Genomic DNA, 15714 nt, shown 5'->3' with positions numbered 1-15714 from the left:
AGGGGTCTCCTTGTTGTGCGCTTACTTGTCCTGCTCGTTGTTCCGCGTGCCCTGGCTGAACAGCGCGTCGAGCTTCTGCTCGTACGCGTGATAGCCGATGCGATCGTACAGTTCTTCGCGCGTCTGCATCGTGTCGACGACGTTCTTTTGCGTCCCGTCGCGGCGAATGGCCGTGTAAACGTTTTCGGCCGCCTTGTTCATCGCGCGGAACGCCGACAGCGGATACAGCACCAGCGAGACATCCGCGCCGCGCAGTTCATCGACAGTGAACAGGGGCGTCGCGCCGAACTCGGTGATGTTCGCGAGCACGGGCACCTTCACGGCCTGCGCGAACTGTTTGTACATGCCGAGTTCGGTCATCGCTTCGGGGAAGATCATGTCGGCGCCTGCTTCGACGCAGGCCATCGCGCGGTCCATGGCCGCCTGCAGGCCTTCGACAGCGAGCGCATCGGTGCGCGCCATGATGACGAAGTTCGGATCGGTGCGCGCGTCGACGGCCGCCTTGATGCGGTCGACCATCTCGTCCTGTGTCACGATCGCCTTGCCCGGCCGATGCCCGCAACGTTTCGCGCCAACCTGGTCTTCGATGTGCATCGCCCCCGCGCCGGCCTTGGTCAGCGCCTTCACGGTGCGCGCAATATTGAACGCCGACGGGCCGAAGCCCGTGTCGACATCGACCAGCAGCGGCAGATCGCAGACATCCGTAATGCGGCGCACGTCGGTCAAAACGTCGTCCAGCGTCGAGATGCCGAGATCGGGCAAGCCCAGCGAGCCAGCGGCGACGCCGCCGCCCGATACGTAGATCGCCTTGAAGCCCGCGCGTTGCGCGAGCAGCGCGTGATTCGCGTTGATCGCGCCGACTACCTGCAATGGCTTTTCAGCGGCGACGGCTGCGCGGAACGCGGCGCCTGCGGATGTGTTTGCGTTGCTCATAATGGGGAGTCCTCGTTCGGCCCGAATAGCGGCGCGGCTTCGGCGGGCACACTGCGGCCCGTCGAGCGGGCGCGGCGCAGCACCGACCAGTAATAGCGATAGCTCGCGCGATCGTGCAGCGTGTCGCGATGGCGCGTCGGGCCCCATTGCGCGGACTGCGCGGCGAGCAGGATTTCCGTCGCCGCCGCGATCTCTTCGTCGCGCGGCGCGAAGGCCGACACGATGGCGGGGATCTGCGCGGGGTGGATGCTCCACATGCGCGTGTAACCGAACTCGTTGCGCGCGCGCAGCGCGTCGTTCGCCACGACTTCCATGTCGCGCACTTGCGTCGAGACGTTGTGCGACGGCACCTTGCCATGCGCGTGGCAGGCCGCCGCAATCTCGAGCTTCGCGCGGCGCACGAGCGGGTGATCGAACTGGCCGGGCGAGCGCATCGCGGTATCGGGAATCGCGCCGTCGTGCGCGGAGACGAAGTCCATCAGCCCAAAGCTGAGCGACTCGACAGCGGGGAGCGCGGCCAGATCGAACACGCGCGTCAATGCGCCATGCGTTTCGATCAGCAACTGGACGGGAACCGGCTGCGCAATGCCGAGCTCGCGCCGGGTGGCCTCGATGAACGCGCACATTTCGGCGGCATCGGGCACGTTGCGGATTTTCGGCAGCGTAATGAAGGCCGGCGCGCGCTTCGCCGCGCGCAGGATCAGGCGCACGTCGTCCCGCCAGTGCGCGTGATTGAAGTCGTGAATCCGCACGCCGACGCGGCCGAAACGGTCATGCTCGCTGCCGAGCAGCGACGCGACCAGTTCCGCATGTTCCGCCTCGCGACCGACTTGCGCGCCGTCTTCACAATCGAGCGTGATGTCGAAGACAGGGCCCAGCTCCTGCTGCAAAGCGAGCGATTTGAGCATCAGCTTCTCGCTGCCGGCGTAGTGGTCGCAAGCAGGCAGCACAGTGGGCGGCGCTTCGCCGTCAAACAGGACTTCGGCGGGAGTCAATGCGCGCATTTTCGGCGTGTGGGTACTGTTTGGAAATGCTGATTCGGGTGCGTTCTGGTGTTCTTGCGACCGTGATATACAGAAGGTCGGATCAAAACGCGCTCGAATCAGTTGCGAACCCCTGCGTGCGCTTGCTGCGCAAAACGTCATGCAGGGTTGTCAAACGCAAAAAACCGGAACCCGTCGCGCTGCAACGGAGTCCCGGTCATTCTGCATCAGGCGATTAGCCGAGCAGGTGCTGAACGCCTTCGCGCTCTTCGAGCAGCTCGTTCAGCGTGTTGTCCATCTTTTCACGCGCGAATGCGTCGATCTGCAGGCCTTCGACACGCTTGTACTCGCCGTTTTCGCACGTCACGGGAACGCCGTAGACGATGTCTTCCGGGATGCCGTACGAGCCGTCCGACGGAATGCCCATCGTGACCCACTTGCCGTTCGTGCCGAGCACCCAGTCACGCACGTGGTCGATGGCTGCGTTCGCTGCCGAAGCCGCCGACGACAGGCCGCGCGCTTCGATGATCGCCGCGCCGCGCTTGCCGACCGTCGGGATGAACGTGTTGCGGTTCCATTCTTCGTCGTTGATCAGCTTGGTCAGGTCCTGGCCTTCAGCCGTCGCGACGCGGAAATCCGGGTACATGGTGGGCGAGTGGTTGCCCCACACGACCAGCTTTTCGATCGAAGCAACCGGCTTGCCCGACTTGGCCGCGAGTTGCGACAGCGCACGGTTGTGGTCCAGACGCAGCATGGCCGTGAAGTTCTTCTTGGGCAGGTCCGGTGCCGACTTCATCGCGATGTAGGCGTTGGTGTTAGCCGGGTTGCCGACCACCAGCACCTTCACGTCGCGGCTCGCCACTTCGTTCAGTGCCTTGCCTTGCACCGTGAAGATTTCGGCGTTCGCCGACAGCAGGTCCTTACGCTCCATGCCTTTCGAGCGCGGACGTGCGCCGACCAGCAGCGCGACGTCGGCGTCCTTGAACGCAACCTTGGGATCGTCGGTGACCACGACGCCCGCGAGCAGCGGGAACGCGCAGTCTTCGAGTTCCATCACGACGCCTTTAACGGCGGCTTGCGCTTGCGGCAGGTCCAGCAGTTGCAGGATGACCGGCTGATCCTTGCCGAGCATGTCGCCATTGGCGATGCGGAACAGCAGGGAGTAACCGATTTGACCTGCGGCGCCGGTGACGGCAACGCGCTTTGCGGGCTTAGCCATTGAGAAATCTCCAGGACGATGCGTTGAACGCTAGGGAAAACGCCATTCTATATGGGCGTTACGCGAAGCGTGGTTTTAGCACGGCATTTTCGCTGGGCGAACCTTGCAGGCGGTCCGAAGAAGGCCCGAAGGCACGCTGCCGGCGAAGCCGCCGTGCCGGATAATCTGTGCTGCCGAGCGGGGACGGGGGCGCTGCTTGTGGCGTTCGCCGCCAGATCAGGCCGCTGCATGGCGCGGACTCCTGCAAACAGCGCGTTTCGGCGGGGCATTGCGGCGCACTTGCCGGGCAATGCAGGGCGAAGCGAAACCTGAACTGCGTGAGGGAACAGCGTGATGCAGGGCGGCTTTCCGGTGCCTCACGCCGTTGACATGAAGCGCTGTCAAAAAGGCGTGGCACAACCCGCAAACCCTTGCTCGACAAGGAGTGTAGGAGTCGGGCGGGACAAAGTCAACCGTATCTTATGTCTTATATAAGACATATCTATTACGGCAAAAAATCTGGACGGCATGAGGCCCTTTGTGTTGAAATGCGCGCATGAATTCGAACCCGGCCAGCACAGCGAACCCTCCCGGCGCGTCCGGCGCGGGCGATGCTGCGCCTGTCTCCGCGCCTTCGCCGACGTTCAGTCCTCTCTATCAGCAGATCAAGGCGCTCATCACGCAGAGTCTCGAGTCAGGCGAATGGAAACCTGGCGAGATCATTCCCAGTGAAGTCGAACTGGCCGCGCGTTACAAGGTCAGTCAGGGCACCGTGCGCAAGGCGATCGACGAGCTGGCCGCCGACAATCTGCTGGTGCGCCGCCAGGGCAAGGGCACTTTTGTTGCCACGCACAACGAAGAGCGCGCGCAATTCCGTTTTCTCCGTCTTCTCGCCGACGACGGCGCCGAGCACCCGCATATCAGCCGGCTACTCGAATGCCGGCGTTTGCGTGCTTCGGCGGATATCGCGCGGCAGCTGGAATTGAAACCGGCGGATCCCGTCGTGCTGATCAAGCGCCTTTTGACATTCGACGGCGAAGACACGGTGCTCGACGAAATCTGGCTGCCGGGCGGCGTGTTCCGGGGGCTGACGCTGGAGCGCCTGTCGGAATACAAGGGGCCGCTCTACGCCATGTTCGAAACGGAGTTCGGCACGCGCATGATTCGCGCGTCCGAGAAGATTCGCGCCGTCGCAGCGGACCCGTCCGTTGCCGATCTTCTGCACGTACCGACGGGATTTCCGTTGCTGTCGGTGGAGCGCGTGTCCTATACCTATGGTGACCGTCCCGTCGAGGTGCGGCGCGGATGGTATGTCACAACCGGGTATTACTATCAGAACGATTTGAGTTGAGACAGGAAGCGTTGCCGTGGGCTTGCGGCAAGGCTTGCGACGGCCTTCATGCGCGCTTCGCGGCACGCTCTCTAGAGCAGTGTTACGCTGCAGCGCGAAATGAAAAGGCGCTAAAATTGCGGATTAGTGTGACTACAAGTAGGGGTCTAGCATGGCAGAAGCCGTAAAAAAACCGAGGCCGGAATACCGGAACATCGGTATCGGGCAGATATTGACGGCATACCGTCTTCCTCTGGCGGGACGGGTGTCGATCCTTCACCGTGTAAGCGGCGGCCTGCTGTTCATCTGCCTGCCGTTCCTGCTGTACCTCTTCGACCAGAGCCTGACCTCTGAACTGAGCTTCGAGGTGTTCAAGGGCTTCCTGTCCAACATCGTCGTCAAGCTGATCACGCTGGTGCTGGCCTGGGCGTTCCTGTTTCACTTCTGCGCGGGCGTGCGCCATCTGGCGATGGACGTGAACCACGACGCGGTATCGAAAGAGCGCGGCAAGAGCACGTCGGTCGTCGTGCTGGCGGTGTCGTCGATCCTGACCATCGCCTTCGCGCTCAAACTGTTCGGAGCCTTCTAAAAACATGTCCGCCAATAACCGAGTTGGTTCGAAGCGCCTCGTCGTGGGCGCGCATTATGGTCTGCGCGACTGGCTCGCGCAGCGCATCACGGCCGTGATCATGGCCGTGTACACGGTCATCCTGCTCGCCTGGTTCTTCGGTGCGCACGCATTCTCTTACGACGGCTGGGCCGGGATCTTCGCCACGCAGTGGATGAAGCTCGCCACCTTCGTCACGCTGCTGGCGCTGTTCTATCACGCATGGGTCGGCATCCGGGACATCTGGATGGACTACATCAAGCCCGTCGGCACGCGGCTCGTGCTGCAGGCGTTGACGATCGTCTGGCTGCTCGCGTGTGCGGGCTACGCTGCGCAGATTCTCTGGAGAGTGTAAAGAATGGCTGCAATCAAGAATTCCCTGCCGCGCCGCAAGTTCGATGTGGTGATCGTCGGCGCAGGCGGCTCGGGGATGCGCGCGTCGCTGCAACTGGCGCGCGCGGGTCTGTCGGTGTGCGTGCTCTCGAAGGTGTTCCCGACGCGCTCGCACACGGTGGCCGCACAGGGCGGCATCGGCGCCTCGCTCGGCAACATGAGCGAAGACAACTGGCACTACCACTTCTACGACACGATCAAGGGCTCCGACTGGCTCGGCGACCAGGACGCGATCGAGTTCATGTGCCGTGAAGCGCCGAACGCCGTGTACGAACTCGAACACTTCGGCATGCCGTTCGACCGTAACGCGGACGGCACGATCTACCAGCGCCCGTTCGGCGGCCACACGGCGAACTACGGCGAGAAGCCCGTGCAGCGCGCGTGCGCGGCGGCTGACCGGACCGGCCACGCACTGCTGCACACGCTTTACCAGCAGAACGTCGCGGCGAAGACGACGTTCTTCGTCGAATGGATGGCGCTGGACCTGATCCGCGACGCCGACGGCGACGTGCTGGGCGTGACCGCGCTGGAAATGGAAACGGGCGACGTCTACATCCTCGAAGGCAAGACCACGCTGTTCGCCACGGGCGGCGCGGGCCGGATCTTCGCGGCATCGACCAATGCGTTCATCAACACGGGCGACGGCCTGGGCATGGCCGCACGCGCGGGCATCCCGCTCGAAGACATGGAATTCTGGCAATTCCACCCGACGGGCGTGGCGGGCGCGGGCGTGCTGATCACGGAAGGCGTGCGCGGCGAAGGCGGCATCCTGCGTAACTCGAACGGCGAGCGCTTCATGGAGCGCTACGCGCCGACGCTGAAGGATCTGGCGCCGCGCGACTTCGTCTCGCGCTCGATGGACCAGGAAATCAAGGAAGGCCGCGGCGTCGGTCCGAACAAGGACCACGTGCTGCTCGACCTGTCGCACATCGGCGCCGAGACGATCATGAAGCGTCTGCCGTCGATCCGCGAAATCGCGCTGAAGTTCGCGAACGTCGACTGCATCAAGGAGCCGATCCCCGTTGTGCCGACCATCCACTACCAGATGGGCGGCATTCCGACGAACATCCACGGTCAGGTGGTGGGCACCGCGAAGGGCCACGAAGATCCGATCAACGGTTTCTACGCTGTCGGCGAATGCTCGTGCGTGTCGGTGCACGGCGCGAACCGCCTGGGCACGAACTCGCTGCTCGACCTGGTGGTGTTCGGCCGCGCGGCGGGCAACCACATCGTCAAGCACGTGAAGGAAATCAAGGATCACAAGCCGCTGCCGGCCGATGCCGCTGATTTCGCGCTGTCGCGTCTGGCGAAGCTGGACAAATCGACCTCCGGCGAATACGCGCAGAACGTGGCGAACGATATCCGCTCGACGATGCAAAAGCACGCGGGCGTGTTCCGCACGTCGGCGCTGCTGGCCGAAGGCGTCGAGCGCATCCGCGAAGTGGCGGCGCGCGTTGGCGACATCCACCTGAAGGACAAGTCGAAGGTGTTCAACACGGCGCGCGTCGAGGCGCTCGAAGTGGAGAACCTGATCGAAGTGGCACGCGCGACGATGGTGTCGGCCGAAGCGCGCAAGGAAAGCCGCGGCGCGCATGCGCAGAACGACTTCGAACATCGCGACGACGAGAACTGGCTGCGCCATACGCTGTGGTACAGCGAAGGCGACCGCCTCGACTACAAGCCGGTGCACATGAACCCGCTGACGGTCGAATCGGTGCCGCCCAAAGCGCGTACTTTCTAAGCCACACGCACAAGTCAAAGGACCCCACACAATGGCCAAGCGTACATTCGAAATCTACCGCTACGACCCGGACAAGGACGCCGCGCCGCGCATGCAGACGTACGAGATCGAGATCGACTCGCACGAGCGCATGCTGCTCGACGCGCTGGTGAAGCTGAAGGCACTGGACGAAACGCTGTCGTTCCGCCGCTCGTGCCGCGAGGGCGTGTGCGGCTCGGACGCGATGAACATCAACGGCAAGAACGGTCTGGCCTGCCTGACGAACCTGAACGACCTGCCGCAGAAGATCGTGCTGCGTCCGCTGCCGGGGCTGCCCGTGATCCGCGACCTGATCGTGGACATGACGCAGTTCTTCAACCAGTATCACTCGATCAAGCCGTACCTGATCAACGACACGCCGCCGCCGGAGAAGGAGCGTCTGCAGTCGCCGGAGGAGCGCGACGAACTCGACGGGCTGTACGAGTGCATTCTGTGCGCGAGCTGCTCGACGTCGTGCCCGAGCTTCTGGTGGAATCCGGACAAGTTCGTCGGCCCGGCGGGGCTGCTGCAGGCGTATCGTTTCATCGCGGACAGCCGCGACGAGGCGACGGGCGAGCGGCTGGACAACCTGGAAGATCCGTACCGTCTGTTCCGTTGCCATACGATCATGAACTGCGTCGACGTGTGCCCGAAGGGGCTCAATCCGACGAAGGCGATCGGCAAGATCAAGGAATTGATGGTGCGCCGGACGGTCTGAGATGGAGACATCGCATCAGTCCGACCCGCTGCGCCGTGCGCGCCTGAAGTGGCGCGCGCGACGTGGCCTGCTGGAAAACGATCTGATCTTCGAGCGTTTTTTTAGCCGATATGAGCATGATCTCAGTGATGCGGATGTGGGCGCGCTCACGCGCCTGCTCGAACTGAGCGATAACGACCTGATGGACTTGCTGCTCGCCCGCAAGGAACCGGAGGGCGACCTCGCCGACGCCGATGTCGCGCGGGTGCTGGAGATGCTGCGGAACGTGTAATCAAGGCGTAAGCCTTGCCACTACGCAGGTGAGTTTGATCCAGGCGTGCAATTATCGAAACCCTGTTTCCATACTTCGATTGAGGATGTGCTATGACCCCGTCAGATGTTAAAGCCACGCTATCGTTCAGCGACAACTCGCCGAGCGTCGAAATGCCGATTTACAAGGGCACGATGGGCCCGGATGTGATCGACATCCGTAAGCTGTATGGTCAGACCGGCAAGTTCACGTACGATCCGGGCTTCATGTCGACGGCGTCGTGCAACTCGGCTATCACCTACATCGACGGTGACAAGGGCGAGCTGCTGTACCGCGGCTTCCCGATCGACAATCTCGCGCAAAACGCCGACTTCCTCGAAACGTGCTACCTGCTGCTGAAAGGCGAACTGCCGAACCAGGCGCAGAAGGACGAGTTCGTGAAGACGGTCACGAACCACACGATGGTTCACGAGCAGATGCAGTTCTTCTTCCGCGGCTTCCGCCGCGACGCCCATCCGATGGCGATTCTTGTCGCTGCAGTCGGCGCGCTGTCGGCGTTCTACCACGATTCGCTCGACATCAATAACCCGCGTCATCGCGAAGTCTCGGCAATCCGCATGATCGCGAAGCTGCCGACGCTGGTCGCCATGGCGTACAAGTATTCGATCGGCCAGCCGTTCGTGTATCCGCAGAACAATCTGTCGTACAGCGCAAACTTCATGCGCATGATGTTCTCGAACCCGTGCGAAGAGTACCAGGTCAACGAAGTGCTGGTTCGCGCACTCGACCGTATCCTGATCCTGCACGCCGACCACGAGCAGAACGCATCCACGTCGACGGTTCGTCTGGCGGGTTCGTCGGGGGCAAATCCGTTCGCGTGTATCGCGGCCGGTATCGCGTGTCTGTGGGGCCCGGCGCACGGCGGCGCGAACGAAGCGGCGCTGAACATGCTGGAAGAGATCGGCTCGGTCGACAACATTCCTGAGTTCATCAAGCAGGTGAAGGACAAGAACTCGGGCGTGAAGCTGATGGGCTTCGGTCACCGTGTGTACAAGAACTACGATCCGCGCGCGAAGCTGATGCGCGAAACCTGCCACGAAGTGCTGAACGAACTGGGCCTGCACGACGACCCGCTGTTCAAGCTCGCCATGGCGCTGGAAAAGATCGCGCTCGAAGACGAATACTTCGTGTCGCGCAAGCTGTACCCGAACGTCGACTTCTATTCGGGCATTGTGCAGCGCGCGCTGGGCATCCCGACGTCGATGTTCACGTGTATCTTTGCGATGGCACGTACGGTCGGCTGGATCGCGCAGTGGAACGAAATGATCGCCGATCCCGAACAAAAGATTGGCCGTCCGCGTCAGCTGTTCATCGGCGAAGCGCCTCGCGAAGCCAAGCCGATCGCTCAGCGCTAAGCCACGGGCGCGTCAGCGCATCGGGCTTGCGTTAAACGCATCGAACGAAACACCCCAACGGTTCGCCGTTGGGGTGTTTTGCTTGATAGGCCGTTTGGCCAGGTCAGGTGCGCTTGACCGGCGATGGGCAAAAGGCAATAATAACGACTCAAAACTACGTACCAGCGGGTGCGAAAAACGTAGCGCCGCCCGGCAAGCCGGGTCCCACCAGGAGTGGGAGTTTTGTCGAACGACAGATAGAGAATCCCGCATGCAACGGCCACCTCAGGTGGCCGTTTGTTTTTCTGCGGACCTCATCCGCGAATCCTTTTGCCAAGGTACGTCGCACGCAGTAGCGTCGCAAAGCCGACTTTACCGGCCTTTTCCTGACGCCTCGTCAGCCCGTTGTCCAGCACATAGGCCGACTGGATGCGCAACACCATGCGCCGCTTGCGGCTGCGGTCCCGCTCGGCTTCGAAGAATACGGCATAGAGCGATGTCGAACCGTCTTCGTTCAACTGTTCGAGCGTAACGAAGTTGGGTTGTTTCTCGTTGGCAATCGTAATGCGCCGCGACGGCAATTGAACGACGATGTCTCTTAGATGCTTGCGTGAGAGTTCGTAGCGCAGCGGGTCGAGTACACGGCGCTCTTTGCCATCATCGTAGATTTCATCCGCAGGTATCAGATGTGTTGCGCGCGCGTCCCATCGGAAGCTATGGGAAAAGCAGTGGCAGGAGAAAAGTACGAGTACGGTCATGTCTGCTCCTAATCCCAGATCGATCTTGAATGTGAAGGCATCGAGATGATTGAGATTCCACTGGGTTCCACGATAGCTCACGCCTGAGAATCGATGTCCAGGTTCAGGCGGTGAATCGACGGTCAAATATTCGAGTTGCGACATCGGTGGCATGATTAGGGTAACTAACCATGCTATGGCGAACGCTGGCGTCGCCGCTATACGCCGTTCGGCCGAGTGCTGCGTGCCCTGTCGCTGCATCGTCGCGTACGTTTACCCGTTGCGGCGCCAATTGCCGAGCTGTCCGCGCAACAAAGTCCCGCCCGGCCTTTCCATCCGATCATTTCGAAGCAGGCACGGACGCCCCCTCGGGTAGTGCCGATACAGGTATCGGCACTACCACCCAACTCCATGTTTTTTATCGGTTTTCTCGATATGTGATGGTCCTAGAAAGTCAACTGCGTGGCATAATTGACCGGACACGAACTGCCCGATGTCATTACTATCCCCGCATACCATGGCACAGACTCTCTACGACAAATTGTGGAACACCCATGTGGTCCACACGGAAGAAGACGGCACGACGATTCTCTATATCGACCGTCAACTGCTGCATGAAGTGACCAGCCCGCAGGCATTCGAAGGGCTGAAGCTCGCGGAACGCCCGGTGTGGCGCATCAGCGCGAATCTGGCGGTGTCGGATCACAACGTTCCGACCACAGATCGCAGCCACGGCATCGCTGACCCCGTGTCGAAACTGCAAGTCGATACGCTCGACTCGAACTGCGACGCATTCGGCATCACGCAGTTCAAGATGAACGACATGCGTCAGGGCATCGTTCACATCATCGGGCCGGAGCAGGGCGCGACGCTGCCGGGCATGACGATCGTCTGCGGCGACTCGCACACGTCCACGCACGGCGCGTTCGGCGCGCTGGCGCACGGCATCGGCACGTCGGAAGTCGAGCACGTGCTGGCCACGCAAACGCTCCTGCAGAAGAAGAGCAAGAACATGCTGGTCAAGGTCGAAGGCCAGTTGCCGCGCGGCTGCACGGCGAAGGACATCGTGCTCGCCATCATCGGCAAGATCGGCACGGCGGGCGGCACGGGCTACGCCATCGAATTCGGCGGCTCGACCATTCGCGCACTGTCGATGGAAGGCCGCATGACCGTCTGCAACATGGCGATCGAAGCGGGCGCGCGCGCCGGCATGGTCGCCGTCGACGACACGACCATCGAATACCTGAAGGGCCGTCCGTTCTCGCCGCAAGGCGTCGAATGGAATCAGGCCGTCGAATACTGGAAGCAGTTCAAGTCCGATCCCGACGCGCACTTCGATCGCGTAGTCGAACTGAACGCCGCCGAGATCGTGCCGCAGGTCACGTGGGGCACGTCGCCGGAGATGGTCACTTCCGTCGACGCACGCGTGCCGGACCCGGAAAAGGAAAAAGATCCGGTCAAGCGCGACGCGATGGAACGGGCGCTGCAGTACATGGCGCTCGAACCGAATCTCCCCATCGAATCAATCAAGCCGGACAAGATTTTCATCGGTTCGTGCACGAATGCGCGCATCGAGGATTTGCGCGCGGCAGCTTGGGTCGTGAAGAAACTCGGCCGCCGCGTCGCGCCGAACATTCGTCTCGCGATGGTCGTGCCGGGCTCGGGCCTCGTGAAGGCGCAGGCGGAACGCGAAGGTCTCGACAAGGTCTTCACGGAAGCGGGTTTCGAATGGCGCGAGCCGGGCTGCTCGATGTGCCTCGCCATGAACGCCGACCGGCTGGAGCCGGGCGAGCGCTGCGCGTCCACGTCGAATCGCAATTTCGAAGGCCGTCAGGGCGCGGGCGGACGCACGCACCTCGTCAGCCCGGCCATGGCGGCGGCAGCCGCCATCGAAGGGCATTTCGTCGACATTCGCAAGCTGGGATGAACGCCACATGAACATCGATCGCATCGCACTTCTGCGCCGATTCGCACTCGCGTCGCTAGCAGGGCTGCTGCTCGGCCTCGCGGGTTGCAACACGGTGCACGGCTTTGGCGAAGACCTGCAGCATCTGGGCGGGTCGATCAGCGACAAGGCGGCAAAGTAAGCGGTTTTTGATTCGCCGGAGGGCGCGGGTGATGCGCATGTGCACTGCCTTCCGGCTTCGAACAGGCTAAAGCGACATGGAAAAATTCATCGTACATAGCGGCGTCGTGGCGCCGCTCGATCGCGAAAACGTCGACACCGACGCGATCATTCCGAAGCAGTTCCTGAAGTCGATCAAGCGCACGGGCTTCGGTCCCAACGCGTTCGACGAATGGCGTTATCTCGATCACGGCGAGCCGGGCCAGGACAACTCGAAGCGTCCGTTGAATCCGGATTTCGTGCTGAACCAGCCGCGCTATCAGGGCGCGTCGGTACTCCTCGCGCGTCAGAATTTCGGCTGCGGCAGCTCGCGCGAGCACGCACCGTGGGCGCTGCAACAGTACGGGTTCCGCGCGATCATCGCGCCGAGCTTCGCCGACATCTTCTACAACAACTGCTTCAAGAATGGTCTGCTGCCCATCGTGCTGACCGACCAGCAGGTCGACCATCTGTTTAACGAAACATTCGCGTTCAACGGCTTCCAGCTGACCGTCGATCTGGAAAAGCAGGTCGTCCGCACGGCCGACGGCAGCGCCGAATATCCGTTCGAAGTCGCAGCGTTCCGCAAATACTGCCTGCTGAACGGTTTCGACGACATCGGCCTCACGCTGCGTCACGCGGACAAGATTCGCCAGTTCGAGGCAGAGCGCATCGCAAAGCAGCCGTGGCTCAACAACCGCCTCGTGCGCTGAAGATTGTGCGAACGCGCGCCTGATCCAGGCCACACAGACACCAACAAGGAATACGCATGAAGATCGCAGTGTTGCCGGGCGACGGCATTGGCAAGGAAATCGTCAAGGAAGCCGTCAAGGTTCTGAACGTGCTCGGCGAAAAGTTCGAGCTGGAAGAAGCGCCCGTTGGCGGCGCAGGCTACGAGGCGGCCGGTCATCCGCTGCCGGAAGCTACGCTCAAGCTCGCGAAGGAAGCGGACGCGATCCTGTTCGGCGCGGTTGGCGACTGGAAATACGATTCGCTCGAGCGCTCGCTGCGTCCGGAACAGGCAATCCTGGGTCTGCGCAAGCATCTGCAACTGTTCGCGAACTTCCGTCCGGCGATCTGCTATCCGCAATTGACGGGCGCTTCGTCGCTGAAGCCGGAAATCGTGTCGGGCCTCGATATCCTGATCGTGCGCGAACTGAACGGCGACATCTACTTCGGCTCACCGCGCGGCGTGCGGGCAGCGCCGGACGGTCCGTTCGAGGGCGCGAAAGAAGGTTTTGACACGATGCGCTATTCGGAGCCCGAAGTGCGCCGCATCGCGCACGTCGCGTTTCAGGCGGCCCAGAAGCGCGACAGGAAGCTGACGTCGGTCGACAAGGCGAACGTGCTCGAAACCTCGCAATTGTGGAAGGACGTGATGATCGATGTCTCGAAGGAATACGCGGACGTCGAACTGTCGCACATGTACGTCGACAACGCGGCCATGCAACTCGTGAAGGCGCCGAAATCGTTCGACGTGATCGTCACGGGCAACATGTTCGGCGACATCCTGTCGGACGAAGCGGCGATGCTGACGGGTTCGATCGGCATGCTGCCGTCTGCTTCGCTCGACAAGAACAACAAGGGTCTGTACGAGCCGTCGCACGGTTCGGCGCCCGATATCGCGGGCAAGGGCGTTGCGAATCCGCTCGCCACGATTCTGTCGGCCGCGATGATGCTGCGTTATTCGCTGAACCGGGCCGAGCAGGCCGATCGCATCGAAAGCGCCGTGAAAAAGGTGCTGGAGCAAGGCTATCGGACGGGCGATATTCTGACGCCAGGCTGCAAGCAGGTCGGCACGGAAGCGATGGGCGACGCGGTGGTGGCGGCGCTGTAATTCTTCAGCCAACGCGCGTGAATCTGCCACTTTTGCGCGGATTCACGCAAATCGCGGCGCCCGCGCCGCAAAAAACGGGTTTTCGTGTAGACTCATGTGATGGCGACGATTCCTCAAATCTCCTCGATTTCGACACTGCGCGGCAAAACGGCCCGCGTGGTTGCGCTCGCCATTACCATCAAAACGATTACCCCGAAAACGATCACGAAGCGCTGATCGTCCGTCGTGCCCGCCCATCTTCCCCGCGCGGTCACTGCGGGCAAAGATGCGGGGAAGTGTCCATTCGAAGGGTATGAAGTCATGAACGTAGGTCTCGTAGGTTGGCGCGGCATGGTCGGTAGCGTCCTGATGCAACGCATGCAGCAGGAAGGCGATTTCGATCTGATCGAACCGGTGTTTTTCAGCACCAGCAATGCGGGCGGCAACGCGCCGTCGTTTGCCAAGAACGAGACCAAGCTCAAAGATGCGACAAGCATCGACGACCTGAAGAAGTGCGACGCCATCATTTCCTGCCAGGGCGGCGACTACACGAACGAAGTCTTCCCGAAGCTGCGCGCGGCGGGCTGGAACGGCTACTGGATCGATGCGGCTTCGTCGCTGCGCATGAAGGATGACGCCGTCATCATTCTCGATCCCGTCAACCTCGACGTGATCAAGAACGCGCTGGTCAAGGGCCAGAAGAACTTCATCGGCGGCAACTGCACGGTCAGCCTGATGCTGATGGCGCTCGGCGGCCTGTTCCGCGAAAACCTCGTCGACTGGATGACGGCCATGACGTATCAGGCCGCTTCGGGCGCGGGCGCGCAAAACATGCGTGAACTGCTGAGCCAGATGGGCGCGCTGCACGGCGCAGTGAAGGATGAACTCGCCAATCCGTCGTCGGCCATTCTCGATATCGACCGCCGCGTGCTGGCGGCCATGAACAGCGACAGCATGCCCACCGACCACTTCGGCGTGCCGCTCGCCGGCTCGCTGATTCCGTGGATCGACAAGGATCTCGGCAACGGCATGTCGAAGGAAGAGTGGAAGGGCGGCGCGGAAACCAACAAGATTCTGGGCAAGCCCGCGATGGGCGAGCCGGGCTCGATCCCCGTCGACGGTCTGTGTGTTCGTATCGGCGCCATGCGTTGCCATTCGCAGGCGTTGACCATCAAGCTGAACAAGGACGTGCCGCTCGACGAAGTGAATGACATTCTCGCCTCGGCGAACGACTGGGTGAAGGTCGTGCCGAACGAGCGCGAAGCGTCGATGCGCGATCTGTCGCCCGCCGTGGTGACGGGCACGCTGACGGTGCCTGTCGGCCGTCTGCGCAAGCTCGCGATGGGCGGCGAATACCTGTCGGCGTTCACGGTCGGCGACCAGCTGTTGTGGGGCGCTGCTGAGCCGCTGCGTCGTATGCTTCGCATTCTGCTCGACAAGTAAAGTAAACTAGCGCGTTAGCTGAACGACGCGTAGAAAACTCCAAAAAGCG

At 61.9% G+C, this 15714-nt stretch carries 16 protein-coding genes; 12 read left to right on the top strand and 4 right to left on the bottom strand.

The genetic code is table 11. From position 1 onward, the window contains the following. Window positions 1–21: 21 nt before the first annotated feature. The 3 genes from prpB to C2L66_RS28270 all read right to left on the bottom strand — a co-directional run bounded on the left by prpB (window position 22) and on the right by C2L66_RS28270 (window position 3135). Window positions 22–933 (bottom strand): methylisocitrate lyase, encoded by a 912-nt coding sequence (gene prpB / locus C2L66_RS28280; protein WP_060604973.1) that lies wholly within the window; start codon window positions 931–933, stop codon window positions 22–24. Continuing rightward, window positions 930–1937 (bottom strand): HpcH/HpaI aldolase/citrate lyase family protein, encoded by a 1008-nt coding sequence (locus C2L66_RS28275; protein ID WP_054933448.1) that lies wholly within the window; start codon window positions 1935–1937, stop codon window positions 930–932. Before C2L66_RS28275 ends, prpB begins: the two co-directional genes overlap by 4 nt. A gap of 214 nt (window positions 1938–2151) precedes the next feature. Further along, complete coding sequence (locus tag C2L66_RS28270) at window positions 2152–3135, bottom strand: malate dehydrogenase (protein WP_054933449.1); 984 nt, start codon at window positions 3133–3135, stop codon at window positions 2152–2154. Window positions 3136–3670: 535 nt separating this feature from the next. Between C2L66_RS28270 and C2L66_RS28265 the strand changes: the two genes are divergently transcribed. The 7 genes from C2L66_RS28265 to gltA all read left to right on the top strand — a co-directional run bounded on the left by C2L66_RS28265 (window position 3671) and on the right by gltA (window position 9586). After that, window positions 3671–4465, top strand: coding sequence for a GntR family transcriptional regulator (locus C2L66_RS28265; protein ID WP_054933450.1), 795 nt, complete (start codon window positions 3671–3673; stop codon window positions 4463–4465). 151 nt (window positions 4466–4616) lie between these two features. Next, a complete protein-coding gene (gene sdhC, locus C2L66_RS28260; RefSeq protein WP_060604976.1) occupies window positions 4617–5033 on the top strand; it encodes a succinate dehydrogenase, cytochrome b556 subunit in 417 nt (138 codons plus the stop codon). Between the two features lie 4 nt (window positions 5034–5037). Further along, window positions 5038–5406, top strand: coding sequence for a succinate dehydrogenase, hydrophobic membrane anchor protein (sdhD, locus tag C2L66_RS28255; RefSeq protein ID WP_054935251.1), 369 nt, complete (start codon window positions 5038–5040; stop codon window positions 5404–5406). 3 nt (window positions 5407–5409) lie between these two features. After that, a complete protein-coding gene (gene sdhA / locus C2L66_RS28250) occupies window positions 5410–7185 on the top strand; it encodes a succinate dehydrogenase flavoprotein subunit (RefSeq protein WP_060604978.1) in 1776 nt (591 codons plus the stop codon). A 31-nt stretch (window positions 7186–7216) separates the two neighbouring features. Then, window positions 7217–7921 carry a succinate dehydrogenase iron-sulfur subunit gene (locus tag C2L66_RS28245; RefSeq protein WP_054935253.1) on the top strand — a complete coding sequence of 235 codons (705 nt, stop codon included), beginning with the start codon at window positions 7217–7219 and terminating at the stop codon, window positions 7919–7921. Window position 7922: 1 nt separating this feature from the next. Next, window positions 7923–8192 carry an FAD assembly factor SdhE gene (locus C2L66_RS28240; protein ID WP_060604981.1) on the top strand — a complete coding sequence of 90 codons (270 nt, stop codon included), beginning with the start codon at window positions 7923–7925 and terminating at the stop codon, window positions 8190–8192. A gap of 92 nt (window positions 8193–8284) precedes the next feature. Then, window positions 8285–9586 (top strand): citrate synthase, encoded by a 1302-nt coding sequence (gene gltA / locus C2L66_RS28235; protein ID WP_054933451.1) that lies wholly within the window; start codon window positions 8285–8287, stop codon window positions 9584–9586. Window positions 9587–9879: 293 nt separating this feature from the next. Here gltA and C2L66_RS28230 read toward each other — a convergent pair whose 3' ends face one another. Then, on the bottom strand, window positions 9880–10467 hold the full coding sequence (locus C2L66_RS28230) for a hypothetical protein (RefSeq protein WP_060604984.1): 588 nt from the start codon (window positions 10465–10467) through the stop codon (window positions 9880–9882). 352 nt (window positions 10468–10819) lie between these two features. On the opposite strand from C2L66_RS28230, the gene leuC reads away from it, so the two are divergent. From leuC to asd, 5 genes are all read left to right on the top strand, one after another. Further along, window positions 10820–12229 carry a 3-isopropylmalate dehydratase large subunit gene (gene leuC / locus C2L66_RS28225; RefSeq protein WP_054933453.1) on the top strand — a complete coding sequence of 470 codons (1410 nt, stop codon included), beginning with the start codon at window positions 10820–10822 and terminating at the stop codon, window positions 12227–12229. A 7-nt stretch (window positions 12230–12236) separates the two neighbouring features. After that, window positions 12237–12389, top strand: a complete 153-nt coding sequence (locus C2L66_RS28220; RefSeq protein ID WP_054933454.1) for an entericidin A/B family lipoprotein — start codon at window positions 12237–12239, stop codon at window positions 12387–12389. Between the two features lie 76 nt (window positions 12390–12465). After that, on the top strand, window positions 12466–13119 hold the full coding sequence (leuD, locus tag C2L66_RS28215; RefSeq protein WP_060604986.1) for a 3-isopropylmalate dehydratase small subunit: 654 nt from the start codon (window positions 12466–12468) through the stop codon (window positions 13117–13119). A 56-nt stretch (window positions 13120–13175) separates the two neighbouring features. Then, window positions 13176–14243, top strand: coding sequence for a 3-isopropylmalate dehydrogenase (gene leuB / locus C2L66_RS28210; RefSeq protein WP_060604989.1), 1068 nt, complete (start codon window positions 13176–13178; stop codon window positions 14241–14243). A 300-nt stretch (window positions 14244–14543) separates the two neighbouring features. Further along, window positions 14544–15665, top strand: coding sequence for an aspartate-semialdehyde dehydrogenase (asd, locus tag C2L66_RS28205; RefSeq protein ID WP_054933457.1), 1122 nt, complete (start codon window positions 14544–14546; stop codon window positions 15663–15665). The last annotated feature ends 49 nt before the right edge of the window (window positions 15666–15714 follow it).

This window comes from Paraburkholderia caribensis (assembly GCF_002902945.1).
Taxonomy (GTDB): Bacteria; Pseudomonadota; Gammaproteobacteria; order Burkholderiales; family Burkholderiaceae; genus Paraburkholderia; species Paraburkholderia caribensis.
This window is presented reverse-complemented; position numbering and strand designations above follow the sequence as displayed.